The sequence below is a fragment of the Alteromonas sp. P256 genome (assembly GCF_036864455.1).
Classification (GTDB): domain Bacteria; phylum Pseudomonadota; class Gammaproteobacteria; order Enterobacterales; family Alteromonadaceae; genus Alteromonas.
Genome location: NZ_JAZETM010000003.1, coordinates 187,025 through 213,001, shown reverse-complemented (window position 1 = coordinate 213,001; position 25,977 = coordinate 187,025). Strand labels below are relative to the sequence as shown.

Annotated in this window: 23 protein-coding genes and 1 tRNA gene; 14 read left to right on the top strand and 10 right to left on the bottom strand. The window is 44.5% G+C overall.

The features are described 5' to 3' along the window. Positions 1-48: 48 nt before the first annotated feature. On the top strand, positions 49-489 hold the full coding sequence (locus V7R39_RS06555; protein ID WP_334029505.1) for a hemerythrin domain-containing protein: 441 nt from the start codon (positions 49-51) through the stop codon (positions 487-489). A 369-nt stretch (positions 490-858) separates the two neighbouring features. Here V7R39_RS06555 and V7R39_RS06550 read toward each other — a convergent pair whose 3' ends face one another. The 9 genes from V7R39_RS06550 to rlmE form a co-directional block, all read right to left on the bottom strand. Beyond that, entirely contained in the window at positions 859-1,017 is a 159-nt protein-coding gene (locus V7R39_RS06550) for a YqaE/Pmp3 family membrane protein (RefSeq protein ID WP_032096492.1), read from the bottom strand. A 253-nt stretch (positions 1,018-1,270) separates the two neighbouring features. Then, on the bottom strand, positions 1,271-3,565 hold the full coding sequence (locus V7R39_RS06545; protein WP_334029503.1) for a putative bifunctional diguanylate cyclase/phosphodiesterase: 2,295 nt from the start codon (positions 3,563-3,565) through the stop codon (positions 1,271-1,273). Between the two features lie 301 nt (positions 3,566-3,866). Continuing rightward, positions 3,867-3,952: transfer RNA gene (locus V7R39_RS06540), tRNA-Leu, on the bottom strand. Between the two features lie 10 nt (positions 3,953-3,962). After that, positions 3,963-4,379 carry a preprotein translocase subunit SecG gene (gene secG / locus V7R39_RS06535; protein WP_334029502.1) on the bottom strand — a complete coding sequence of 139 codons (417 nt, stop codon included), beginning with the start codon at positions 4,377-4,379 and terminating at the stop codon, positions 3,963-3,965. Between the two features lie 10 nt (positions 4,380-4,389). Further along, on the bottom strand, positions 4,390-5,133 hold the full coding sequence (tpiA, locus tag V7R39_RS06530; protein ID WP_334029501.1) for a triose-phosphate isomerase: 744 nt from the start codon (positions 5,131-5,133) through the stop codon (positions 4,390-4,392). A gap of 95 nt (positions 5,134-5,228) precedes the next feature. Next, positions 5,229-6,572, bottom strand: coding sequence for a phosphoglucosamine mutase (glmM, locus tag V7R39_RS06525; protein WP_334029499.1), 1,344 nt, complete (start codon positions 6,570-6,572; stop codon positions 5,229-5,231). A gap of 12 nt (positions 6,573-6,584) precedes the next feature. Then, positions 6,585-7,406 carry a dihydropteroate synthase gene (folP, locus tag V7R39_RS06520; protein ID WP_334029497.1) on the bottom strand — a complete coding sequence of 274 codons (822 nt, stop codon included), beginning with the start codon at positions 7,404-7,406 and terminating at the stop codon, positions 6,585-6,587. Between the two features lie 98 nt (positions 7,407-7,504). Beyond that, on the bottom strand, positions 7,505-9,451 hold the full coding sequence (gene ftsH, locus V7R39_RS06515; protein ID WP_334029495.1) for an ATP-dependent zinc metalloprotease FtsH: 1,947 nt from the start codon (positions 9,449-9,451) through the stop codon (positions 7,505-7,507). A gap of 101 nt (positions 9,452-9,552) precedes the next feature. Further along, positions 9,553-10,182, bottom strand: a complete 630-nt coding sequence (gene rlmE, locus V7R39_RS06510) for a 23S rRNA (uridine(2552)-2'-O)-methyltransferase RlmE (protein WP_334029493.1) — start codon at positions 10,180-10,182, stop codon at positions 9,553-9,555. A 95-nt stretch (positions 10,183-10,277) separates the two neighbouring features. Here rlmE and yhbY point away from each other — a divergent pair, with 95 nt between their 5' ends. Further along, positions 10,278-10,571 (top strand): ribosome assembly RNA-binding protein YhbY, encoded by a 294-nt coding sequence (gene yhbY / locus V7R39_RS06505; RefSeq protein WP_032096500.1) that lies wholly within the window; start codon positions 10,278-10,280, stop codon positions 10,569-10,571. Positions 10,572-10,666: 95 nt separating this feature from the next. Next, positions 10,667-11,443, top strand: a complete 777-nt coding sequence (locus V7R39_RS06500; protein ID WP_287010734.1) for an SDR family NAD(P)-dependent oxidoreductase — start codon at positions 10,667-10,669, stop codon at positions 11,441-11,443. 107 nt (positions 11,444-11,550) lie between these two features. Here V7R39_RS06500 and V7R39_RS06495 read toward each other — a convergent pair whose 3' ends face one another. Next, positions 11,551-13,947, bottom strand: a complete 2,397-nt coding sequence (locus V7R39_RS06495; protein WP_334029489.1) for a Lon protease family protein — start codon at positions 13,945-13,947, stop codon at positions 11,551-11,553. Between the two features lie 357 nt (positions 13,948-14,304). On the opposite strand from V7R39_RS06495, the gene leuS reads away from it, so the two are divergent. The 11 genes from leuS (at position 14,305) to ybeD (ending at position 25,920) form a co-directional block, all read left to right on the top strand. Further along, positions 14,305-16,908: a leucine--tRNA ligase gene (gene leuS, locus V7R39_RS06490; protein WP_334029487.1), complete on the top strand. Its 2,604-nt coding sequence runs from the start codon at positions 14,305-14,307 to the stop codon at positions 16,906-16,908. Positions 16,909-16,921: 13 nt separating this feature from the next. Then, positions 16,922-17,446, top strand: a complete 525-nt coding sequence (locus tag V7R39_RS06485) for an LPS-assembly lipoprotein LptE (RefSeq protein WP_334029485.1) — start codon at positions 16,922-16,924, stop codon at positions 17,444-17,446. A gap of 16 nt (positions 17,447-17,462) precedes the next feature. Then, complete coding sequence (gene holA / locus V7R39_RS06480) at positions 17,463-18,491, top strand: DNA polymerase III subunit delta (protein WP_334029483.1); 1,029 nt, start codon at positions 17,463-17,465, stop codon at positions 18,489-18,491. A gap of 2 nt (positions 18,492-18,493) precedes the next feature. Beyond that, positions 18,494-19,159: a nicotinate (nicotinamide) nucleotide adenylyltransferase gene (nadD, locus tag V7R39_RS06475; RefSeq protein ID WP_334029481.1), complete on the top strand. Its 666-nt coding sequence runs from the start codon at positions 18,494-18,496 to the stop codon at positions 19,157-19,159. 11 nt (positions 19,160-19,170) lie between these two features. Then, entirely contained in the window at positions 19,171-19,488 is a 318-nt protein-coding gene (gene rsfS / locus V7R39_RS06470) for a ribosome silencing factor (protein WP_032096508.1), read from the top strand. 87 nt (positions 19,489-19,575) lie between these two features. Then, complete coding sequence (gene rlmH / locus V7R39_RS06465; RefSeq protein ID WP_334029479.1) at positions 19,576-20,046, top strand: 23S rRNA (pseudouridine(1915)-N(3))-methyltransferase RlmH; 471 nt, start codon at positions 19,576-19,578, stop codon at positions 20,044-20,046. Positions 20,047-20,073: 27 nt separating this feature from the next. Beyond that, entirely contained in the window at positions 20,074-21,969 is a 1,896-nt protein-coding gene (gene mrdA / locus V7R39_RS06460) for a penicillin-binding protein 2 (protein ID WP_334029477.1), read from the top strand. Continuing rightward, positions 21,969-23,084 (top strand): rod shape-determining protein RodA, encoded by a 1,116-nt coding sequence (gene rodA, locus V7R39_RS06455; protein ID WP_334029475.1) that lies wholly within the window; start codon positions 21,969-21,971, stop codon positions 23,082-23,084. Before mrdA ends, rodA begins: the two co-directional genes overlap by 1 nt. A 134-nt stretch (positions 23,085-23,218) precedes the next feature. Further along, positions 23,219-24,148 (top strand): septal ring lytic transglycosylase RlpA family protein, encoded by a 930-nt coding sequence (locus V7R39_RS06450; protein ID WP_334029473.1) that lies wholly within the window; start codon positions 23,219-23,221, stop codon positions 24,146-24,148. 234 nt (positions 24,149-24,382) lie between these two features. Further along, a complete protein-coding gene (locus V7R39_RS06445) occupies positions 24,383-25,567 on the top strand; it encodes a serine hydrolase (RefSeq protein ID WP_334029472.1) in 1,185 nt (394 codons plus the stop codon). Between the two features lie 89 nt (positions 25,568-25,656). Further along, entirely contained in the window at positions 25,657-25,920 is a 264-nt protein-coding gene (gene ybeD / locus V7R39_RS06440) for a DUF493 family protein YbeD (protein WP_032096512.1), read from the top strand. Positions 25,921-25,977 lie beyond the last annotated feature (57 nt).

Below are 25,977 nucleotides of genomic sequence, written 5' to 3'. Positions count from 1 at the left end.
CATTAAATTATATAAGTAGTCTAATATTTAATTTATGAGGAACCAATTGTGAAAATCTTTGAAGCATTGCGTCAAGACCATGAGAAGCAACGCCTGCTGCTTAAAATTCTTGCAGAAACGAGTGGTAACACATCCGCCCGTCAAGAATATTTTGAAGAACTTAAACAGCAGCTTGAGAGTCACGCTATTGCAGAGGAGCGTCATTTTTATACTCACCTTCTTGAGAAAGACGCGACGGTAGACTTAACTCGGCATGGAATTGCAGAGCATCACGAGATTGATGAGCTTATTGCAAAGTTAGATGATACTGATATGAGTTCACCTGCATGGCTGCATCACTTGAAAGTGCTTCAGGAAAAAGTTGAGCACCATTTAGCTGACGAAGAACAAGAGTTCTTTCATGTGGCGGGAAAAGTGCTTAATGAACACCAAAAGACCGAATTAGCGAAAGGTTATAAGAACGAGATGGATAAAGAATTAGCGTCTTAACTCGTTAATACCAAATATTCAGTTCTAATCACCGAACAAACCCTCTATTTATGACGTTAAAGCCATAAATAGAGGGTTTTGCATAGGCCTCGATTAATCATCTGAATCAATGATTTTTGGTTCAAATACGTTGGCGGATATACCTAAACGATTTTGCCTAAATGCTTTTTCTTAAAAGCCTTGCCTAAAGGCTTATACTTAACTGCTAACACCTAACTGCTAGTGATAAGCTCAATCCCCTGGATGCATACTCATAAAAACGTACGCCACGTCAATATAGAAATATGGTCAAATTCCCTCAATAAAAAAGCCAGTAACAGAAATCATTTTTCTGTCACTGGCTTTTCAGATGTGGCTTTTATACCTTCACTATTTTTTTGCGATGATATAAACCGCATGAATTACACCTGGGAAATAACCAAGAATAGTAAGCAGTATGTTTATCCAGAAGTGGGCGCCAATGCCTACTTGCAAAAACACACCTAACGGAGGAAGTAAAATTGATAGTAGTACGCGTATGATGTCCATAATAAATTCCTTGTTTGTTGTAATTTCGTTCTTTGCTGTGTATACAATTAATTATGCAGTGACATAGTGAGCACTGAAGCCACATAATGCTTCAATTGCATCAACTTATCAGTTTAAAAATACTAAAACGTAAAAGCGAATTAAACACTTTACACGTAAGTAAAGCACAATGCGTTCCAGCATTACCAAAAAGTAATAATAATTGTGATTGAAGCATCTTGTTCGACATAGACGTGTAACGTTCTCATTCAGCTTATGTTTTAAATGGCGAATTAAGAAGCCAAACTTCTACGTCTTCACGCTTCAAAGGTCTGCTTATGAAGTACCCTTGAGCCTCGTCGCACCCCCATTCTTTCAAAATGCGTAAAGACTCTTCATCTTCTACCCCCTCAGCAACCACTCTTAAGTCGAATATGCTGGCTAAGCTTAATATGGTGTGAACTATTTGCTGATCGTTATCTTGTGTCGCGAGCGCTAAAATGAAACTTTTATCTATTTTGATAGCTTCAACTGGTAAATTTTTCAAATAAGCCAATGAAGAGTAACCTGTACCAAAGTCATCAATAGCAAAACGAAAACCTAATGCTCTTAGCGATGAAAGATTTTCTACTGCAAGGGTTGCATCAGAGACCAAATCGCTCTCTGTTATTTCAAGTTGAAGTGACGCAGGTGATAGCCCTTTCTCTGTCAAAAAAGCAACCAATTCATTAAGCAAGGCTTTGTTCTGGATGTCTTGTGTTGACAGGTTCATCGCAATGGTAAAGCTGTAATTTTGTTCTCTGAAATAAGCCAAATCTGAGATAGTTTGGCGCATTACCCACTTAGTCACTTGCTCGATGAGACCCGCTTGTTCCGCGATAGAGATAAATTCATCTGGTGCTACATGGCCTAATTTACCGTTATTCCAGCGTATTAATGCTTCCATGCTGCATACTTTCATCGAACGTAAATCTATCTTGGGTTGATATACCATAGATAGCTCATCTTGCTGAGTTGCAAGAGCACGCTTTAATTCAGTCGTAATTGATAGACGTCTATGATGGTTAGCCTCTAACTCTGCACTATAGTGAACCGACCAAGCACCTGTTCGAATAGCTTTGTCTGACACGATATTGAGCTTTCTGAAAAGCTCTTCCGTGGTCTGCGCATCTTCAGGACACGATAATACCGCCATAGCAACTTTGACAGGTATAGTTATCAAATTACTCTCTACGGGCTGTTCAAGAATATGTTTTAATGTTTCAAGTTGATTATCATTTAGCGGCTCATCCGTGACGTAAATAACTTCGCCTCCGGCTAAGCGAGCAGATGTCCCCGGCCAGCGCAACAAACGCCTTGCCAACGTTTTTAATGTATTGTCTCCATTTGAGTAGCCATACAAGTCGTTTATGGTTCGAAAGCCAATAACAGTGATAGCAATAACTTGTATCCACCTAGGCTCTCGCATTTGCTCTACAAAATAACGCTCTAAATAATGGCGATTAAATAAGCCCGTTAAATCATCGTGCTGTGCCTGATACCGAATGCTGTCTTCGCGCTGAGAAATTCTTTTCTGCATGCCATCAACCGCATTTTCCAACGCAATAATTTCATGGAAATTACCTATCTTCTCAAACGTATTTTTATAGCGCCCAGACGCTATTTTATTAATAGCCCTTATCACAGAATTCATCGGTATAGTGACCCTTCGTACCCATACTAGGGCAAATAAAGTAATGGTGAAAAGGCCTAAAATATAGAGAGAAAACAAAGTTAGCTGTATTGAACGAAAGCTCTCGACTTGTGCCGCAATATCCACGAAAACTTTTATCTTAACAGGCGCAATCGATAAGGAGTCAATAGAGACAGCGTGTTCTATGTAATCAGCCGTGTCTAAAAAAGTAATATCGTGCCATCTGATTTGAGGGGATATTGAATGGCGTGCGCCTTGTGTATGCTCAGGAAGCGTAGACGCCAAAACTGCACCAGTATTACTATCAATGATGTTGATATACGAGTTTGAAAATGATCTCACGCTTTTAATCATGTCACCTTGAATATGCCTAGCGATGAGCAAATAGTAGCGGATACCATTAGTTTGTACTGTTTCAAATCTGAGGAGGGTTAGCTTTCCGTTAACCACTGCAAGGGTGTGCGTTAAGCCCATGGCAGCCATTACCACACTCTGTTTAGCTTGTTTTCCTGACTGGAACAGTGGAGAGCTAGACGCGGTAACAATATGATCTAAATTTACAATCGCTAGATGCACAACATTCGATGAGCTTCTTTCTCGATTAAAAGAGTTAATGAATGAAGAGGTATCAGAGAGCGTTTTAAGGTTGTTGAGTGCTTCAGAGCCTGTCAGGGCATCAAGCGTGGTGCTAAGTAACTTTCTTTGTTCAGTTAATACTTTCTCTAAAGCACCTTCAGCAATCAATATTTCCTTGTCCAAGTGGTTTTTTATCAAGGAGCTAAACGAAGCCCACAGCGCGACAAACACGAATAGCGTCGCTATGGTTGCTCCGATAGCGATAAGCCTAGTCAATGATTGGCGAAGACCTGTATGCACGAATACGCCTCTAGTGAATAAATTTGTAGCGTTCTATGGCGTGTTGCTGCCCTCTTTTTCAAAGTAAAGTGCAACAACCCTTTATATATTAGGAAAATAATAGCTGACTTAGCCCCATCAAGACAGGGTAACCATGCTGTTATTACACTTTATTTTGCACTTAGTTTTACTTTGTTACCGATACACAAACGAAGCATACTTTAAAGCCAGTATACCTGGGCGCTTTTTGTAGGTTCTTGATTTGGCATATGTATATGTAGAGAATAAAAAAGGGCCAGCATTTCTGCTGGCCCTTTAAAGTTGGTGCGGAAAGCGGGACTTGAACCCGCACGAGCTATGCTCACCACCCCCTCAAGATGGCGTGTCTACCAATTCCACCACTTCCGCAATAAACTGTTTAATCTGGTGTGTCGCTGCTATCAACTGCAGGCACATCGTTTTGTGTTTCATCAGAAACTGGGATATCAGATTGTGCTGGCACGTCTTCCACTACCGGCACGTCTGCATCACCTGGTACTTCCACCGGCGCTTCAACCGCTGCAGGTACGTCTAAATTATTCCACTCATCATCAGCGCTTTCACGGTTTGCAGTCATCGCACCTAGCGACAAGCTTATAAAGAAAAACAAGCCTGCTAGAATTGACGTTGTGCGCGTCATAAAGTTACCAGAGCCGCCTGAGCCAAACACTGTGTTTGAGCCGCCCGAGCCAAAAGAAGCGCCCATATCCGCCCCTTTTCCTTGCTGGATTAATACAAACCCAACCAATAAGAGCGCTACAACTAGATATGCTACTAAAAGCACTTCATATATCATAAATACCTCGTCAGTTTGCCGCTTGGCAAATTGAAATAAAATCTTCAGCTTTTAAACTGGCTCCACCAATTAAACCGCCGTCTACGTCTTTTTGTGAAAACAGCGTTTGCGCGTTATCGGACTTCACGCTTCCACCATATAATATAGGGAGCTTGAGTGCCAAATCTGCGTCCACTTTGTTAAAGTAACCGCGTATAAACTCGTGTACTTCTTGCGCCTGTTCAGGCGTCGCTGTCTTTCCTGTTCCAATGGCCCAAATAGGCTCATAAGCAATAACAGATTTTGACAGCTCTTCAACCGAAAGTGTTGAAGTCAATGCATCAAGCTGCTCACCTACAAATTGCTCTACGTTACCCGCTTCGCGAATTTCCAATGACTCACCTACACAAATAATAGGCGTAACACCTGCCTCAACGCATTTTTTTGCTTTTAATGCGACAAGGTCATCTGATTCCTGCTGGTCTTCCCTTCGTTCAGAGTGCCCGACAATGGCATAACTGCAACCGGCATCTTTAATCATCTCTAGAGACAACTCACCCGTGTGGGCGCCGTTGTCTAGGTGACTTACATTTTGAGCACCTAGAGAAAATGCATCGCCAGAAAAATGATGAAACAGCGTAGACGGCGAACAGACGACTATATTTGCTTCACATTGCACTGTTTTGAGCTTCTCATTAAACTCAGCAACTAGCGCAGCGCTACCGTTCATTTTCCAGTTTCCAGCAACTAGCGACTTTCTTATTTTTTTACTCACTATGTCGACCTTAGCCCTGTCTTTTAGCGGGCGTGATATTAACTATTTACAACGTAAGATACAAGTATAAAAAGCGAAATTTCCTGCCACACCAATCAATTGGCGAGATTACGAACAGTTTCTGCAATATGCTCTGCCCATTTCTCGGACTTTTGCTCTTCGTTAGATTCAACCATAACTCTTATTAAAGGCTCAGTACCACTTTTTCGCAGTAATACTCTGCCGGTTTTACCCAGTGCTGCCTCAGCTTCCTGTTTTGCATTTTGTACATCTTGATGTGCAAGGTAGTCAATATCTTGCTTTGTATAACGCACATTAACCAAGGTTTGAGGATACATTTCAAATCCGCTGGCTAAATCATGCAAATCCATGTGCGAACGCAGCATAGCCGCAAGTACCTGAAGGCCTGCGACAATACCATCGCCCGTTGAACACATAGACAAGTTAAGTATATGACCTGAGTTCTCTCCGCCAATAGACCAGCCTTTTTGCTGTAGAAGCTCCATGACGTAGCGATCGCCCACATTGCTTCTGGCAAATGGAACCCCCAGCTTACTCAACGCGTTTTCTAGGCCAAGGTTACTCATCAATGTGCCGACGACACCGCCCTGCATCTGACCATTTTTTAGCGCATCCCGTGCGATAATATAAACAATCTGATCGCCATCAAGAACGTTGCCTAGATGGTCAACCATCATGAGCCTATCACCATCACCGTCTAGGGCAAATCCGAGGTCAGCCCCAGTTTCTTTAACTTTTGCTACAATCCCGTCCATCGCCGTCGCGCCAACGTCATCGTTAATATTCAAACCATTTGGCGCAGTGCCAATTTCAATGACAGTAGCGCCGAGCTCTCTCAGTACATTAGGAGCAATGTGATAGGTAGCACCATGGGCGCAATCGACGACTATCTTTAAACCGGTGAGAGACAATTCAGAAGGGAACGTGCCTTTGCAAAACTCGATATAACGACCTGCTGCGTCATCAATACGGGTTGCCTTACCAAGTTTATCAGACGCAACGCATGTCATTGGCCGCTCAAGCATTTCTTCTATTGCCAATTCAATGTCATCGTCAAGCTTAAAGCCTTGAGCGGAAAAGAACTTAATGCCGTTATCGTAATAAGGGTTATGCGACGCACTGATAACAATTCCAGCTTCAGAGCGGAATGTTTTTGTAAGGTAGGCAATTGCAGGCGTAGGCATTGGACCTAAAAGACCTATGTTGATACCCGCCGCTGAAAGCCCTGCTTCTAAAGAAGACTCAAGCATGTATCCAGAAATACGGGTATCTTTACCAATGAGTACTTTATTCGTACCCCGTCCGGCAAGCACTTTACCCGCGGCCCAGCCTAATTTAATGCAAAACTCGGGGTTTATGCTGCTTTCGCCAACCTTCCCGCGAATACCGTCGGTACCAAAATATTTACGCTGACTCATTATTATTCCTTATTACATTTTATTCAGCATTTTCACGATATTCACAGCATCCGCCGTTTCTTGTACATCGTGTACACGTATTATGTGTGCGCCCATTTGAGCGACAATTGTAGCGAGTGCTATGCTTCCAGCCAAGCGTTCGTCCACATTTCTGTCTAATAACTTTCCAATCATAGATTTTCGAGACATGCCCACTAAAACAGGAAGACCTAGTGCCATGATGTCAGGAAGATATTTCACCAACGCATAATTGTGTTCAAGTGATTTCCCAAAGCCATAACCAGGGTCTAACAATATAGACGACTTGTCTATTCCAGCGCTTTTGCAGGCTTCAATACGCTCAAGTAAAAATTGGCTTACATCTGCGAGTACATCATCGTATTGGGGGTTAGCCTGCATGGTTCTTGGCTGACCTAACATATGCATTAAGCATACAGGTACGTTAGCATTTGCAGCCGCAGCTAGCGCCCCTGGTTCGCGAAGCGCTCTTACATCGTTTATCAAACCGGCACCAGCATTAACGGCTTCAGTCATCACCTGCGCTTTGCTTGTGTCTATTGAAATGACACAGTCGCTGTTTGCCGAAATGGCTTCAATAACTGGAATAGTTCTGTCCAATTCTTCTTGAAGCGCCACTTCTTTTGCGCCTGGGCGAGTAGACTCTCCACCAATATCGATAAACGTAGCGCCCTGCTCAACCATTTTGAGTGCATGCTGAACTGCGTGTTGAATGGAGGTATGTTGTCCCCCATCAGAAAAAGAATCGGGGGTAACATTTAAAATACCCATAATTCGAGGTTCAGAAAGATTGATAGCGTGATTGGCAAACTGCATTAAAAAACTCGTTAATATATGAATATTACTGTGTCTATAATAAAAAACGCCAGATTAACTGGCGTTTTTTGAATTACAAAAAATAGTGAAAACAAGTGTTAGCTAGGAATATCGCCCGGCTTACCGACTGATGGTTTATCTACACCGTCGTTTTTAATCTCACCTTCTTTCACTGGCGAACCGCCACTAGGCTTGTCACCACCAGATGGTTTGCTGTCATCCCAGTCTGCAGGAGGACGTACTTCGGTACGGTTCATCAAATCATCAATTTGCTTAGCATCGATGGTTTCATACTTCATCAGCGCGTCTTTCATCGTATGAAGAACATCTTTATTGTCTTCTAGAATTTTTTGCGCCCTGTCGTAGTTGCGGTCGATCAGTGACTTAATTTCAGCATCGATGGCACGGGCTGTGTCGTCAGACATACTTGACGCTCTCGACATTGAATTACCGAGGAAAACTTCGCCTTCTTCTTCTGCGTACAGCATAGGTCCCATCTTAGTAGATAATCCCCATTGCGTTACCATCTTACGAGCGATATCAGTAGCACGCTCGATATCGTTTGATGCACCGGTAGTCACCTTGTCATCGCCGTAAATGATTTGCTCTGCAATTCGACCGCCGAACAAGCTCGAAATCATACTCTCTAAGTGCTGCTTAGAATGACTTACGCGGTCTTTCTCCGGTAGGTACATAGTGACACCAAGCGCTCTACCACGAGGGATAATCGACACTTTATATACAGGGTCGTGCTCAGGCACGATACGGCCCACAATAGCATGACCTGCTTCGTGATATGCCGTCATTTCTTTTTCAGACTCAGACATCACCATAGACTTACGCTCAGAGCCCATCATGATTTTGTCTTTCGCTTTCTCGAACTCTTCCATGGCAACAACACGCTTACTACCGCGGGCGGCGAATAATGCAGCTTCGTTCACTAGGTTTGCTAGGTCAGCACCGGAGAAACCTGGTGTTCCTCTAGCAATCAACGATGCTTCCACGTTGTCTGCGATTGGCACTTTACGCATGTGCACTTTAAGAATTTGCTCACGACCGCGAATATCAGGAAGACCAACAATAACCTGACGGTCAAAACGACCTGGACGAAGTAATGCAGGGTCAAGTACGTCTGGGCGGTTAGTTGCCGCAATAACGATAATCCCTTCGTGACCTTCAAAGCCATCCATTTCAACTAGCATCTGGTTAAGAGTTTGCTCACGCTCATCGTGACCACCGCCTAATCCAGCACCACGCTTGCGTCCAACAGCGTCTATCTCGTCAATAAAGATAATACAGGGCGCTGCTTTCTTCGCTTGCTCAAACATATCGCGAACGCGTGATGCACCTACACCCACAAACATTTCAACAAAGTCAGAGCCCGAGATACTGAAGAATGGGACTTTAGCTTCACCGGCGATGGCTTTTGCTAGCAGCGTTTTACCCGTTCCCGGAGGACCGACCATTAATACGCCTTTAGGGATTTTACCGCCTAGCTTTTGGAATTTCGAAGGATCGCGCAAGAAATCAACCAATTCAGACACATCTTCTTTTGCCTCGTCACAACCCGCAACGTCTGCAAAAGTCGTCTTGATTTGATCTTCACCTAATAAGCGCGCCTTGCTCTTGCCGAACGACATGGCGCCCTTGCCACCGCCGCCCTGCATCTGGCGCATAAAGAATATCCAAACACCAATTAACAGTAACATTGGGAACCACGATATAAATATCGATGCGAGGAGTGATTGCTCCTCTGGTGGCTCACCATAAACTCTTACGTCATTTTTTACCAAGTCTGAAACCAGCTTGTCATCGAAGTAAGGTACAAAGGTTTGAAAAGATTCGCCAGAGCGCTTAGTGCCGCGAATTTCGCCATCATTGTTAATGCGAACTTCACGGATATTGCCCTGCTCCGCTTCTCTTAGGAATGTTGTGTAGTCAGTTTGTGAACGAGCAGATTCACTCGGTGAAAAGCTCTGGAAAACCGACATCAATACAACGGCGATAACCAACCATAAGATTAAATTTTTTGCCATGTCGCTCAATGCTACTAACCTCTATAAATCCGAACCGATGTGGTTTTGAACAAGTTGTTTATTCAATATGCAAAACGGTTCGCAACAAAAATCGCTTAATTCAAAGCGTACTACACTTTATACCCACAAGCCACCAAATACACCTCACGAGACCGTGATCTCGACGAATCAGGCTTCCGCGTTTTTATGGTAGTGAAAGATTGTTTAAGTGAATTCATAAACTCAACAAAACCTTCACCTTGAAACACTTTGATGACGAATGAGCCACCCGGCTTCAATACTTGATGACACATATCCAACGCCAGCTCGCACAAATACATAGAACGAGACTGATCCACCGCCGAATTACCAGCTAAGTTAGGTGCCATGTCAGACAACACTATATCTACGGTGTTCCCACCAATTCTGTTCAATAATGCATTTAAAACTTCTTCTTCGCGAAAATCACCCTGAAGAAAGTCTACACCTACAATGGAATCCATAGGTAAAATGTCACAAGCGATAACCTGACCTTTGTCACCGACTAACTTTGCAGAGAGCTGTGACCAGCCACCGGGGGCTGCACCTAAATCGACCAATGTCATTCCAGGTTTGATTAATTTATCTTTATTCTGAATTTCTTCCAGTTTATAGATAGCGCGAGACCGCCAACCCTCTTTCTGCGCTTTTTGCACATAGTGGTCGTCGAAATGTTCTTTGAGCCAACGTTTGCTGCTGGCGGATTGGTTCTTTTTTGTCATTCAATTACAATGTTATTAGGATTGTAGGAAAGATGGCGTTAGAATACGTTATTTCAAGCATAAACTAACAGAATAATTGTAAGAATATTTATTAAATGAAACTTTCAAATAAACAGAAACAATTTCTTAAAGGCCTAGCACACCCAATGAAACCAATCGTACAGCTTGGTTCAAACGGCCTCACTGAGGGCGTAGTAGCGGAAATTGATAGCGCCTTAAATCATCACGAACTGATCAAAGTAAAAGTACCCTCTGACGATCGCGAAGAAAAATCGTTGATAATGGATGCCATCGTTCGCGAAACTAACGCACACAAGCTTCAGGTCATAGGTCACACGCTTATTATTTACCGTCCTAGCGAAGACTGTAAAATTCAGTTGCCAAAATAAGAAAGCTTTTGGTGCTGGCATAGGCTAGCGCCATAGTTTTTCCTACCAAATCCCGTTAACATCTTGTTAAAACAACGAGAATAAACGGGAAATCAATGCTGTTAACTAATCTTACTGCAATAGTCACTGGCGGCTGCTCTGGGTTGGGCCATGCAACTGCGGTTGCACTTAGAGGCGCCGGCGTTAAAGTCAGTCTTTTTGATTTAAATGACGAACAGGGCGCCCAGCGCGTATCTGAACTAGGTGAAGAAGGCACGCTTTTTTCTCACGTGGACGTTCGCGATGAAGAGCAGGTTCAACGAGGAATCGACGCTACCACTGCAAAATTTGGCGCCATAAGTATGGTGGTTAACTGCGCCGGTATTGCTCCAGCAAAACGCTTACTCGACAGAGAAGGCAACCCTGCCCCCCTTGGCGACTTTCAAAAAACCATCGACATTAACCTTGTTGGCAGCTTTAACGTTGCACGGCTTGTTGCTGCAACAATGGCAAAACAGTCTCCTATCAATGATGAGGGTGAACGTGGCCTTATCATTAATACGGCATCGGTGGCAGGCTATGAGGGTCAAATAGGCCAAACGGCCTATGCTGCGAGTAAAGGCGGCATCATTGGTCTTACCCTACCTATGGCTCGAGACTTGGCGCCACTAGGTATTCGCGTGAATACAATCGCGCCCGGCGTGATGGGTACGCCTATGCTGCTTGCTATGCCAGAAAAAGTGCAAGAAGCTCTGTCAGCAAATGTTCAGTTTCCAAAGCGTTTAGGCTTACCTGAAGAATTTGCAAAACTGGTTATGCAAATCGCAGATAACACGTATATTAATGGTGAAACTATACGTTTGGACGGTGGCCTTCGGATGCCACCCAAATAGTCGACACTCATTGGTTATGCTATGAGCTAGTATTGAGTTGCCTAGGGTCTACCGACATTAACGTTAAAAGCGTGGCGGTCACTTGATTGTAGTGACAATGCCGCGCTTTACTCTCCATCGCCACCGCTAACAATTAACGCAATATTGTATAGCCTGTTTACGGCATGATAGTTAATTGAGTTTTTCGGGTATCTTCCCTTACTACTCAATTTGCCCGCTTCTTGCTGCATCAATATAGTAAGCGCATCATCAACAGTTTCCACTGTGTATATGTGAAACAGTCCTTTTTTCACTGCATCAACAACGGTTGCATCTAGCACTAAATTAATCGCATTAGATTTAGGTATAATAACGCCTTGGGTTCCTGTAAGCCCGCGGTATTGGCAAAGGTCAAAAAAACCTTCAATTTTTTCATTCACGCCGCCCACAGCTTGCACTTCACCATATTGGTTTATTGACCCAGTAATAGCCAAGGTTTGCAGGCAAGGGATCTCCGTTAACGCAGATATAAGCGCAACTAGCTCACCTAACGATGCACTGTCACCATCTATGTGACCATAGGATTGCTCAAGGGCAATATTGGCCGAAAGGGTTAAGGGAAAATGTTGAGCATACTTGTTACCCAAGTAACCATTAAGCAGCATAACCCCTTTAGAGTGAATGGGCTGCCCTAACTCGACTTCCCGCTCTATATCCACCACGCCACTTGCGCCGGCAAATACTGTTGCCGTTATACGGGCAGGTGTGCCAAACGCGGTATCTCCTACGTCTAATACTGTCAGCCCGTTAACCTTACCCACTGCTTTGTTTTCAGTGTCGATGAGAACGTGGCCTTCCTTTATATCGTTTAGCAAAGTTTGACTGACTCGACCGGTTCGACGCTTTTTTGCATCAAGGGCGGTAATTAAATGTCCAAGTTCAATTTCACTGGCACCGGCCATAGCGCAGAAATAATGCGCTTCATTAACCAGCTCTATCACCTCTGCAAAGTGTGCTGATAGCTTTTCCTTATGTTCAGCTTTTCGCAATGAAAATTGGACCAAGCGGCACATGGCATTCGCGGTAATACCCTTGAGCCCTAATGACGCTAAATGCGCACGGATTTTTCCAACGAAATCGAATAGAGTTTGACGAGTGACTGGAATTTCTAAATCGAAATCCACCAGCACCCGAAATAGCTCATCGAATTCGTCATCAAAGTCTTGCAAGGTGTAATACAAGTCTCGAGAACCAAGCAGAACAATCTTAACAGTCAAATCAATAGGCTGTGGATTTAGCGTAATGTTATTGACCATGCCAACGTCTTGCTGGGGTAAATCCATTCTTAATCGCCCAGATTTAATAGCCAGTTTTAATGTTTCCCACACATAGGGCTGCTCGATAAGCTGATCAACATCCAACAATAAATACCCGCCGTTAGCGCGGTGTAAGGCACCTGGCTGAATCATTCTGTAATTAGTAAATACACTACCGTGAATGTTGGTATATTCAATTTTCCCAAATAGGTTTTGGTAAGTGGGGTTTGGTTCATAAATAACGGGGGCAGCATCGTCGCGCTTATTGGCCACTAAAACATTAGGTAAAAGCTGCTCTTCCAAAAATATCTTTTTGTCAAAGTCGTCACTTTTTTCTTCTTTCTGTTCTTCTTGATGGATAACGAGAATGGCATCGACCAAAGCGGTTTTTAGCTGCTTAAGGTACTTCATCACACCGAGATTTGCGGCATACTGATGTTCAAGGTCTTTTATTAGGGCTTTAATTCCCTGCTCTGCAGTCACCCTATCAAGCTCTCGAAGGCGCTCGGAGTTTTCTCGCTTCCACGCTGGAAGACTTAACAAGCCTTCGCTTAATCTATTCTCTAATTCATCCACAAGTGTATAAAAGTGTTGGCGCTGCTGCTCACTCAGCGTAGCAACGTGACTGTCGTTGGCGGGTTTACCGTCGACAATAGGAACAAATGTGATGGCGCCACTTTCCTCAAACATAGCAATATCATTGGCGTTGGCATAGCGTTCTACCGCGTCGATGGCCTCGTCGTACTTTTGTTCAAAATCTCGTGAAATAGAGGCGCGTTTGCGCTGATATCCAGGGTTGTCGAAAGCCACTGGAAATGTGTCTAACACGTCGTCGATAAGTTGGGCGATATCTTTTTGAAAAACCTTACCACCGCCAGGAGGAAAACGAAGGGCCACGGGCTCACGCTCTTCGTCAAAGTTGTTGATGTAGCACCAGTCATCAGGCGAGCTCAACCGAGCGACTTGTCGCTCTATGTAGTCTTTTACCAGTGTAAATCGACCAGTGGCAGGTTCACCCATTACATACAAATTGTACCCAATGGCATCGATCCCTAAACCAAAAGTCAAGGCTTCCCTCGCCCTTTCTTGTCCAATAAAGGTGGCATTGAGCGCCTGCTCGTCTTTAAGCGCGCTGTTTATTACTCGTCTATTTATTGTAGGCGTTAAGGCATCGATTGCTAACGCAAAGGCTTTACTGTCAACTGACATATCATTCTTTTTATAGTGCTTTTAGGTAAGTGAAACTCTATTTAACGGGGGTGTCAAACCCTTATCGCCCGTTGTCATGATTTCATGGCGCAAATGAACAAGAATCAGACAAACACATACCGCAACTTGCTTATTTTTACAGCAAGTGGCAATAAAAATCCCGCTCATATACGTTAAGCTATTGAGGCATGACTCTCCCGTGGGGTATTCTATGCGGCTACATAAGTACTCAACTTGCTACATTTTCGTTGTTTATCACCGTTTGGTGTCATTTTTGGGCGCCATTTTGAGCCAAGAATAGCGACCATCTAGCAAAGTAAGAACGTTTCAACTTAATAATGCGGAAGCCTAAGTTTCATGGCCGATAATCAGTACAACCCAAAAGATATAGAAAAACGCGTTCAGCAATACTGGGAAGATAATCAGTCTTTCAAAGCAATTGATGACGTAGATAAAGAAAAATTTTACTGTCTATCAATGTTCCCTTACCCAAGCGGTCGTCTGCACATGGGTCACGTGCGCAATTACACCATTGGCGATGTTATCAGCCGATACCAGCGTATGCAGGGAAAAAATGTCATGCAGCCAATGGGTTGGGATGCGTTCGGTCTGCCTGCTGAGAATGCAGCAATCAACAATAATACGGCGCCTGCTAAGTGGACCTATGCTAATATCGATTACATGAAAACCCAGCTTCGCTCGCTTGGTTTTGGCTATGATTGGGACCGAGAGGTTACAACGTGTAAACCTGATTATTATCGCTGGGAACAATGGTTCTTCACCCGCCTTTACGAAAAAGGGCTGGTTTACAAGAAAAACTCAACGGTGAACTGGGATCCCGTTGACCAGACAGTGTTAGCTAACGAACAAGTGATTGATGGCCGCGGATGGCGCTCTGGTGCGTTAGTTGAGCAAAAAGAGATACCTCAGTGGTTTATCAAAATAACTGATTATGCTGAAGAATTATTAAGCGATTTAGAACAGCTTGAAGAATGGCCTGACCAAGTGCGCGCCATGCAGGCGAACTGGATTGGTCGCTCTGAAGGGATAGACATTACGTTTAATTTGGCATCACCCGTCAATGGTATCGCCGACCTCACTGTTTACACCACCCGCCCTGATACTTTTTATGGCGTCACTTATGTTGCCGTAGCTGCCCAACATCCATTGGCAGAATTTGCAGCACAGTCAAATCCAGACATCGCCCGTTTTATCGACGAATGCAAAAATACTAAAGTTGCTGAAGCAGAAATGGCCACTATGGATAAAAAGGGCTGCGCGACTGGATTAGAGGTTGTTCATCCGCTTACCGGCGAAAAGCTACCAATTTGGATTGCTAACTTCGTATTAATGGAATACGGCTCTGGCGCTGTTATGGCAGTCCCAGGGCACGACCAACGAGACTGGGAGTTTGCAACAAAGTACAATCTGCCCATTCAGCAAGTTATTGCTGCCAAAGAAGGTGATGAAGATAAATGCGACCTTTCAGCGTCTGCCTACACTGAAAAAGGCACATTAATTAACTCTGACAAGTTTGATGGTTTTGACTTTGATGCGGCATTTAACGGCATCGCAGATGAGCTGGAAAGTAAAGAATGCGGCAAACGCAAAGTGAATTATCGCCTAAGAGATTGGGGGGTAAGTCGTCAGCGCTATTGGGGTACCCCTATCCCAATGTTAAGGCTAGAAAACGGTGAATCTGCGCCTGTGCCGGCGGAGCAACTTCCTGTTGAGCTGCCGGAAGACGTAGAGATGGACGGCGTCATTTCGCCTATCAAAGCGGATCCTGAATGGGCAAAAACAACCTACAATGGTGAACCCGCTCTGCGTGAAACAGATACGTTTGATACCTTTATGGAATCGTCGTGGTACTACGCCCGCTACGCTAGTGCAACTAACTCCGATGCCATGCTAGACCCGAAGTCGGCTAACTACTGGCTGCCTGTTGACCAATATGTTGGTGGAATAGAACATGCAATATTGCACCTACTTTACTCTCGCTTTTTCCACAAATTATTGCGCGATGAAGGCTTGGTAGACTCAGACGAGCCATTTAAGCGCTTACTATGCCAAGGCATGGTGCTAGCAGATTCTTACTATCGAGAAGACGATAAAGGTAAAAAAACCTGGTATTCGCCTACTGAAGTAACCACTGAAAAAGACGACAAAGGCCGTATTGTTAACGCATGGCTTACCGCTGATAACACCCCTGTCACTCATGGCGGCATGACAAAAATGTCGAAGTCGAAGAACAATGGTATAGACCCACAAGAAGTTATCGATCAGTACGGTGCAGATACAGTGCGTTTGTTTACTATGTTTGCTGCTCCACCTGAACAGACTCTTGAATGGGTAGATTCGGGTGTTGAGGGCGCTAACCGCTTCCTTCGTCGTATTTGGAAGCTAGTGACTGAGCACGTTGAAAAAGGGACTCCTGAAGCGCTAGACGTGAAGGCGCTCAATAAATCGCAGCAAGCTCTTCGCCGTGAACTGCACAAGACCATTCAAAAGGTAAGCGACGACCTTGGCCGTCGACAAACTTTTAATACAGCTGTTGCTGCCATTATGGAGCTACTGAATCACCTTCAAAAAGCGCCGCAAGATGATGCGCAAGACATTGCCATTATGCGCGAAGCGACCGAGTCTGTGCTTTTGTTGCTTAACCCAATTACACCGCATATTGCCCATGAGTTGTGGACGGTGCTTGGACATAACGAAGATATTGATGTTGCGCCGTGGCCAGAAGTGGACAAAGACGCACTCGTTGAAGACGAAAAGCTGATCATTGTTCAGGTAAATGGCAAGGTACGCGCCAAAATGACTATTGCCGCTGATGCGAGCAAAGACGATGTTGAAGCAAGCGCCCTCGTCCAGTCGAATGTTCAACAATTTATCGATGGGAAAACCATTCGAAAAGTGATTGTTGTGCCCGGCAAGCTTGTAAACATTGTAGCGAACTAGGCGACTATTGATAATGAATGCACTTTTAAAATTAGTCGGTATTGCAGCGATAGTCAGCACCCTCAGCAGCTGTGGTTTTCATCTGCGTGGCGCTCCCAGCCTTCCTGACAATATCAACACTATTGTAATTGAAAGTGCCCGAGCACATGCGCCCTTAGCGCGTGCGCTCGACAATAGATTGAACATTTACGGATTAAAGTCACAAGAACGGGGTAGCAGCAGCGCCCCGAATGAAAACATCAGCATTTACCTTTTGCCTGAAAAGTTAGACCGCCAACTTTTATCCGTTTATCCATCAGGTCAGGTGGCTGAGTACGACCTCATTTATGTGGTTCGTTACCGCTTGTCCTTTCCTAACAAAGAGCCATTGATGGCGCAGTTTGAGGTGGTGCGTGATTATCAAGACGACCCCGATCAGGTATTAGCAAAATCGAGAGAGCTAGATTTAATGCTTGATGAAATGCGCGCCGAGGCAGCAGATATGATCATCAGACGCTTATCCGGTCAAGCGGTTGCTGCATTGGACATTGAAAAATGATAACTGACAACTAGGCATGCAAATTTACCCAAACCAGTTTCATCAAGATATCAAAAAAGGTCTGAGACCTTGTTATATGGTGTTTGGAGACGAGCCGCAGCAGAAGTTCGACGTTATCGAGCAAATTCGGGCACAAGCAAAATTAAAGGGGTTTGACGAGAGAACTACTCTGGTTGCTGACACCGGTTTTTCATGGAACCAGCTGCTTGAGGCAACACAAAGTATGTCTCTGTTTTCAAGCCAGCAATTTATTGAGCTAGAACTTCCCACCGGTAAACCAGGCACTGAGGGCAGTAAAATGCTGCAAGAAGTCGCCGCTAAACTCAACCCAGACATGCTGATACTCATTCATGGGCCTAAAATTGGTAAAGACGTACAGCGTGGAAAATGGTTTAAAGTTCTCGACGAAATAGGCGCATCCACACTATGTTATCCCCTTGAAGGTCGCCAATTAAGCACTTGGATAAACCAGCAGCTCACCTCCCATCAGCTTTCTGTATCGGCAAATGGCGCAAAAATGATTTCCGACTTTTGTGAGGGCAACCTTCTTGCCGCAAAACAAGAGATAGATAAACTCGCGCTGCTTTATCCGCATCAGTCTGTGACCGACGAGCAAATTGAGCGTGCGATGGTCGATCAATCTCGCTACAGCGTATTTCAGCTTGTTGATGTGATGCTTAATGGAGAAAACACCCGCTGTATTAAAATGCTTTACCGATTAGAAAGTGAGGGTTTAGAACCAAATATAATCATTTGGGCATTAGTGAGAGAATGGGAACAGCTGTGGAATTTAAAAGCTGCTGAACAACAAGGACAGCCTATTCAATGGCAGAAATTTGGTATTTGGCGAAATAAACAAGCGGTATATCAAAATGCAATGCAGCGTCTCTCTTTGCAACAGTTAGAAAATATTCAACACGCGTTGAGCCAAGCCGACCTTGCCTTTAAGCAACAGGTTATCTCCCGTCCTTATGTAAAGCTATGCCACCTGTGTATGATGTTTATGGGTGTCAATTTAGCGAATATTCCGTTATTGGATAAATAGCTGTGGCGTTAAAAGCGATTTTGGGCGGTACGTTTAACCCACCCCACTACGGTCACATTACGCCTGCGCTCAATGCCGCAGAAACCTTGGCAATTGACTCAGTTTACCTGATGCCATGCAAGTTACCGCCCCATAAATCGGTATCAGTGTCTGAGAAGCACAGAGTGAATATGATCAATCTGTGTTGCGACGAAAACCCTAAGCTTCACGCAGAGATGATTGAGCTCTCTCTTCCCTCTCCTTCTTATACGGTAAAAACGCTGCGAGAATTAAACTCTCAAACCGACGAGACAATCTGTTTTCTCATTGGTGCCGATTCACTGTATAATCTAGATAAGTGGTACGAGTGGGAATGCTTATTAGCGTATTGTCACCTTGTTGTAATGCGAAGAGATGACGAAAATTTCGCACCGCCTCCGGCTGTAGCAGATTGGCTAAAACCTGTTGTTACTCGAGATGCGGCGCAGTTACATCAACGTAAAAATGGATATGTATTGTTAGTTGATACTCCCCTTAAAGCAATTTCGTCAACGCAGTTGCGCAATACCATAACCCAAAAAAACGCAGGGGCTTTAGATAAAGCCGTTCAAGATTTTATTGAAAACTGGATACCAAACAGCGTCATTGATTACATTGATGCCAACCAGTTATATATTGAAGAAAGATAAGAGGAAAACACTTGGAGAGTCTACAACTTAAGCAGTTTGTTAAAGACAAAATAGATGACATGAAAGGCCGCGATATCATTGAGCTAGATGTTAGAGGTAAGTCGACCATTACAGATACCATGATCATTTGTTCTGGTAATTCAAAACGTCACGTATCCTCAATTGCAGAGAATGTATTGGTTGAAGCGAAAAACGCTGGGCATGCGCCTGGACACGTTGACGGTAAAGATACCGGAGAATGGGTACTGGTTGATTTCGGCGATGTCATTTTGCACGTTATGCAAGATGAAACCCGAGACTTTTATCAACTAGAAAAGCTCTGGTCATAGGCCTCGCCCTAACAGAGCCAGTAATCAGCATGTCTTATATTCACCCACAACACCCTTAAGGTTAGGACTGTCATTCATGGTGCAGTGTTGAAGATTCAAATAGTTGCTGTGGGAACAAAAATGCCTTCATGGGTATCCGCGGGCGTCGACGAGTTTATCCGTCGATTCCCTAGCGATATGCCTGTGAGCATCACTGAAATACCGGCCGGCAAACGTGGAAAAAACGCAGACATCAAGCGGATCCTCGAAAAAGAGGGCGAGCAGATGTTGGCGACCATACCCAGAGGCAACCGCGTAGTGACGCTTGAAGTAACCGGAAAGCCATGGGATACACCCATGCTGGCAAAACAGCTAGACAATTGGAAGATGGATGGTAGAGATGTCAGCTTGCTCATAGGTGGTCCTGAAGGATTAGCCCCCTCTTGCATAGCGGCTTCTGAACAAAAGTGGTCATTATCAGCGCTAACACTTCCCCATCCTTTGGTTCGTATTATCCTTGTAGAAAGCGTTTACCGCGCATGGTCAGTAACACAGAATCACCCCTATCATAGAGAATAGAAGCAGTCATTAATGCAAAGGAATTCAATGCACCGTAAGCGCCAAGCTATTCGCGACCACTCAGCGGAAGCCAATCTGTTTGCCCGTCGCGCAACCATTGCCTTTATCATTGTTACCGCCATGCTGGGCATCGTGCTCAACAACCTCTACTCCTTGCAAGTGACACAACACGATGACTATCAAACTCGCTCAAATGGCAACCGCATTAAGGTGCTGCCTGTTGCGCCAAATCGGGGGCTAATCTATGACCGAAATGGTGTATTGCTTGCCGAAAATAGACCCGTATTTAGTTTAGAAGTCATCCCAGAAAAAGTTAACGACATCGATGAAACATTAGCGCGAATTACCACGCTTATGGATATTACGGATGACGAAATTAAACGTTTTCAGAAAAACTTAAAGGGCACTCGCCGCTTCAAGCCTATTGTATTGCGCACGGAATTATCTGAAGAAGAAGTGGCTATTTTCTCAGCCAGTAAACACAAGTTTAATGGGGTGCAAATTGAAGCTCGTCTTGCTCGCCATTACCCCTATGCAGAAACCCTCACTCACGTACTGGGCTACGTAGCACGCATTAACAAACGGGACTTACAAAAGATAGTCGAAGCCGGACAAGAAGATAACTACGCCGCTACCTACGATATTGGCAAGCTAGGTATTGAAAAGTACCATGAAGAACTTCTCCATGGTGAAGTGGGCTACCAACAGGTTGAAGTGAACAATCAAGGACGAATAATACGAGTATTAAACGTAGAGCCGCCCACACCAGGCAAGGATATTGTTCTTAATCTCGACCTGACTTTGCAACAAGAAGTTCAGCGCATTTTAGAAGGTACTCGTGGTGCAGTAGTAATTTCAGAAGTTAAGACTGGCGGCGTTCTGGCGCTCTACTCTAACCCTGGCTACGATCCGAACCTATTTGTTCACGGTATTAGCAGTAAAAATTACTCCGCATTACTTAACTCACCAAACCGGCCGCTCATTAACCGCGCTACACAGGGCCAATACTCACCAGCATCTACCATAAAGCCGCATTTGGCGTTGCTTGGGCTAGAAGAAGGCGTAATTACTGAGGACTACTCTATTAAAGATAACGGCCGTTACCGATTACCTAATGTAGATCACGTGTGGCGAGACTGGAAACGATGGGGTCATGGTGAAGTGGACATTGCGAAAGCGATCGAAGTGTCCTGTGACACTTACTATTACGATTTAGCCTATAACTTGGGTATCGATAAAATCAGTGAGGCCATGCGCAATTTCGGCTTTGGTGATTACACGGGTATCGATTTGTACGAAGAATCCGATGCGAATATGCCCAGCAGAGGGTGGAAACGCGCCCGCTTTAATCAACCTTGGTATATTGGTGATACTATTCCTGTTGGCATCGGACAAAGCTTTTGGACCGCCACGCCTATTCAGCTTACCCACTCAGTCAACACATTAGTCAATCGAGGCGTGCGCTATATACCTCAGATCATTCGCGGTTACAGAAACCTTGACGGCACTGACGACCTTATCCCATTGAAAACCTCGCGCCCAATCAAGATTAACGATGAGAAGAACCTCGATATTGTATTAAACGCTATGCACGATGTGGTTCATGGCGAAGAAGGAACTGCGCGCTTTGCGTTCGCCGACACGCCCTATGAGTCTGCGGGCAAAACAGGAACCGCTCAGTTATTTACCGTAGGGCAAGATGAAAAATACAATGCAGACGAAGTGGATGAAAGGCTTCGCGACAACGCCCTTTACGTCGGTTTTGCGCCTTTCGACAATCCAGAAATTTCTATTACGGTGGTGCTAGAAAATGCCGGTGGCGGAAGCTCTAATGCTGCGCCTGTAGCGAGGAAATTAATGGATTTTTATTTTCGAGACAGACATTTTGCAACGGCCAGTATCGACAGTGAGCTCGACGAATAATGAAAAGAACAGCCATCACACCAGATAAAATAAGCTTTTTACAGCGTATCCATGTGGATGGCTGGTTGCTGCTTGGCCTATTGCTTTTGAGTGGTGTCGGACTTGTCACACTCTATTCTGCGTCAGGTCAAGATATGGCGCAAATGGAGCGACAGTTTACTCGCTTAGGTTTAAGCTTTGTCGTTATGGCCATACTGGCGCAATTGCCGCCTGGTTTCTATCGGCGCCTTTCACCTTTTGCCTTTGCGGTAGGTCTACTTATGTTGGTTGCCGTATTACTTTTTGGTGATATGGGAAAAGGCGCACAGCGCTGGCTAGATTTTGGCTTCATCCGCTTTCAGCCATCGGAGTTGATGAAGCTTGCTGTGCCTATGATGGTGGCCTGGTATATAAGTCAACACACCCTACCTCCGCGAACGCACCATGTTGCGCTAGGCTTCGCCATGGTGGTAGTGCCAACAGTGCTCATTGCCAAGCAACCTGACTTAGGGACGTCCCTTTTAATTGCAAGCTCTGGTGTGTTTGCCATTTTTCTTGCAGGAATGAGCTGGCGCCTTATCTCTTTTGTTGGTGCGCTTATTGGTGCATTCGCCCCTATCATGTGGTTTTTCTTAATGAAGGACTATCAAAAACAGCGAGTATTAACGTTTTTAAATCCTGAAAGCGATCCACTTGGCTCGGGCTATCATATTATTCAATCTCAGATAGCGATTGGCTCTGGTGGCGTTGAGGGTAAGGGCTGGCTTCAAGGTACGCAATCTCAACTAGAGTTTTTACCTGAGCGGCATACCGATTTTATCTTTTCTGTTTTTAGTGAAGAGTTCGGTCTTACTGGCGTTATAGTATTACTGGCTATCTATTTGTACATAATTTTGCGCGGTTTAATCATTTCTAGTCGGGCTCAAGACGCCTTTTCAAAATTACTCGGCGGCAGTATTACCCTAACCTTCTTTGTCTATGTATTCGTTAACATGGGCATGGTTTCGGGACTTCTCCCCGTTGTGGGCGTTCCGTTACCACTGGTTAGCTATGGTGGAACATCTATGGTGACATTGATGGCAGGTTTTGGCATTCTTATGTCTATTGCAACGCAAAAACGTTTAATATCCCGATGACCTTGCCACTTTCAATGTTTCCGCATATTTCAACACTAATGCATCAGCTTTTTCGCACTTCGTTTCAAGCGTTTTCGACGTCACACTCGACAAATTTGGTTAAGCGCTTCATTCACTCAAGTCCCCGAGGCTTTTTGCTTTTCTCATGTGTATCGGCGTTTCTGTTAAGTGGATGTCAGTCAGGCCAAACTGGTCGCTATACTCAATCGCAAGATTCCGCCCCGAATTACGTGGCTAAACTGCCAGAAACTCTCGACGCTGTGCCTAAGTTTGAAGCCTACCGCACCTTTAACAACAGACCCTACAAAGTCCTTGGCAAACATTATACGCCGATGACCTCAGGCAAAGGCTACGAGAAGGTGGGATATGCCAGTTGGTATGGTCAGAAGTTTCATGGCCACCTTACGTCAAATGGTGAAACGTACAATATGTTTGCCATGAGTGCCGCACACAAAACCTTGCCACTGCCCTCTTTCGTGAGAGTGACAAACTTAGAAAATAATAAACAAGCTATTGTTCGCGTAAACGACCGGGGCCCCTTTCACGACAATAGGGTTATTGACTTGTCTTATGCCGCTGCGGTGAAGCTGGGCTATCACAGCAAAGGCACTGCAAAGGTAAAACTAGAGGTCATTCATTTCGATGAAGACAATAACGTCACGATAGGCAGTAATCCCACCGTCAGTTATGATGAATACTTGGGTATAGATGTTCCGGATAAGATTGCTCCGAGTAAAACAGCGCCAAGTAAGATGGCTCAGTCTGAAGTTATAGAGGACACATCACAACGCAATAAACAATCTACAGCCACCCAAAATGAAAGCCCCATCAACGCTGGCGGTATGTTTATTCAGGTTGCTGCCCTATCTAACGCAGAGAAGGCAAAATCCATAAGCAACGTGTTGTCAGCTTTATATCAGCTCCCCGCACAACTTCCTGTAAGTAACAACATCTACAAACTTCAGCTTGGTCCTATTGAAGACGAACAAATGATTGAAGACGTGTTAAGTCAGCTTAAACAAAACGGCTACCCACATGCTTATGCAATAAGACAGCCTCAATAGCACTTTCATCGAAACTTTTTCGGTAAACCCTAGTCCTATGTTCAGCCTTGCGATAGACTTCGCTACTGTTGTAACTTCTAGTGTAATTTCTATCGCAATTTCTATGACAAACTCTATCTGTCATTTTGATATGCAATTACTAATCGCTCTTGATGGGTAGTCTTAGTGGTGAGAACGTCAATCTAAGAGTAGCTGTAAACTCACACGGATATAACTCGGTAAAAGAAATAAACCATGCTAAAAATAATTAAACGCGCTAAAGCGCCTTCACTGTCATTTGCCTTCTTATTGCTTGGCGTATTTTTTAACATTGCTCACGCTGCTGTTGTTACCCCCCCAGCGCCTACTGTAGCCGCAGAAGGCTTTTTGCTTACTGATTTTGAAACCGGTCATGTCATCGCAGAAAAGAATGCTGATATGCAGCTTGCTCCAGCAAGTCTTACGAAAATAATGACTATCTATGTGATAGGAAAAGAGCTTCAGTCGGGCAACATCAGCCTTGATGATGAAGTCACTATTTCAGAAAATGCATGGGCCAAAAAATTTCCAGATTCTTCGAAAATGTTTATCGAAGTGGGTACTCAGGTTTCAGTAAGCGACTTACTTCGCGGTATTGTGGTGCAATCAGGTAACGACGCATGCGTGGCAATGGCAGAACATGTAGCAGGCTCTCAATCGGCCTTTGCAAGCATGATGAATGCGCATTCTCAGGCTCTTGGATTAACCAGCACCAACTGGGTTAATGCACACGGTTTACACGACCCAGACCACTACACCACTCCCCGCGACATGGCAGTGCTATCTCGCGCACTTATTGCTGAAACACCAGAAATGTACGCGATTTACAGCGAAAAAGAATTTACGTTTAACGGCATTAAGCAATATAACCGCAACAGCTTGTTGTGGGATAAAAGCCTCAATGTTGACGGTATCAAAACTGGACATACATCTGATGCAGGTTACAGCCTAATCACATCAGCAGAGCAAGGCGACATGCGCCTTATTTCAGTTGTTATGGGCACCGACAGCGAGCGAGCGCGTAAGGTTGAAAATAAGAAGCTGCTTAAGTACGGCTTCCGCTTTTTCGAAACCGTCATTCCTTATGAAGCAGGTCAGAGCTTTGTGGCACACCGAATTTACATGGGCGATAGAGAAACCGTAGACCTTGGAATTAATCAATCTACCCCCATTACCATTCCACGCGGCCAAGCTGAGAACCTAGAAGCTAATTTTGAGCTAGATAAAAAGCTTGAAGCACCACTGGCAAAAGGACAAGTTGTTGGAAAACTTTACCTTCAGCTTGGTGGTGAAGACGTAGCTAGCTATCCCCTTGTTACACTTCAAGAAGTGAAGGAAGGCAGCATGTTCAACCGCCTAAAAGATTACCTAATGCTTCAAATTGGTTTTGACGACGAATAAATAATTGCGTTAACACCTAGTTGTGAAGCGGCCAGATTGATACAATCTGGCCGTTTTTTTATATAAAGTTTACATACCGAGAATATCGCATGGATACCCGTTTCGACGAACTGTTAGATTTTCCCACACATCAGACGTTTAAAATAATGGGCGTTGCCCATGAAGACTTACCTGAACAGGTAATATCGTGCTTGCAGCAGCACGCGCCTGGTGATTATGTGCCTGCTATAAAGCCTAGCAGCAAAGGCAGCTATCACTCATTGTCATTAAGCGTACGAGTAACCAGCAAAGAACATATGGAAACCATTTACACTGAGCTCGCCAAGCTAGAATTAGTTAGGGTTGTTCTGTAAGTGAGTACGCAAGAGCAGGTTGTTAAAGCCAGCGATGACGTTAACTCCAAAAATGAC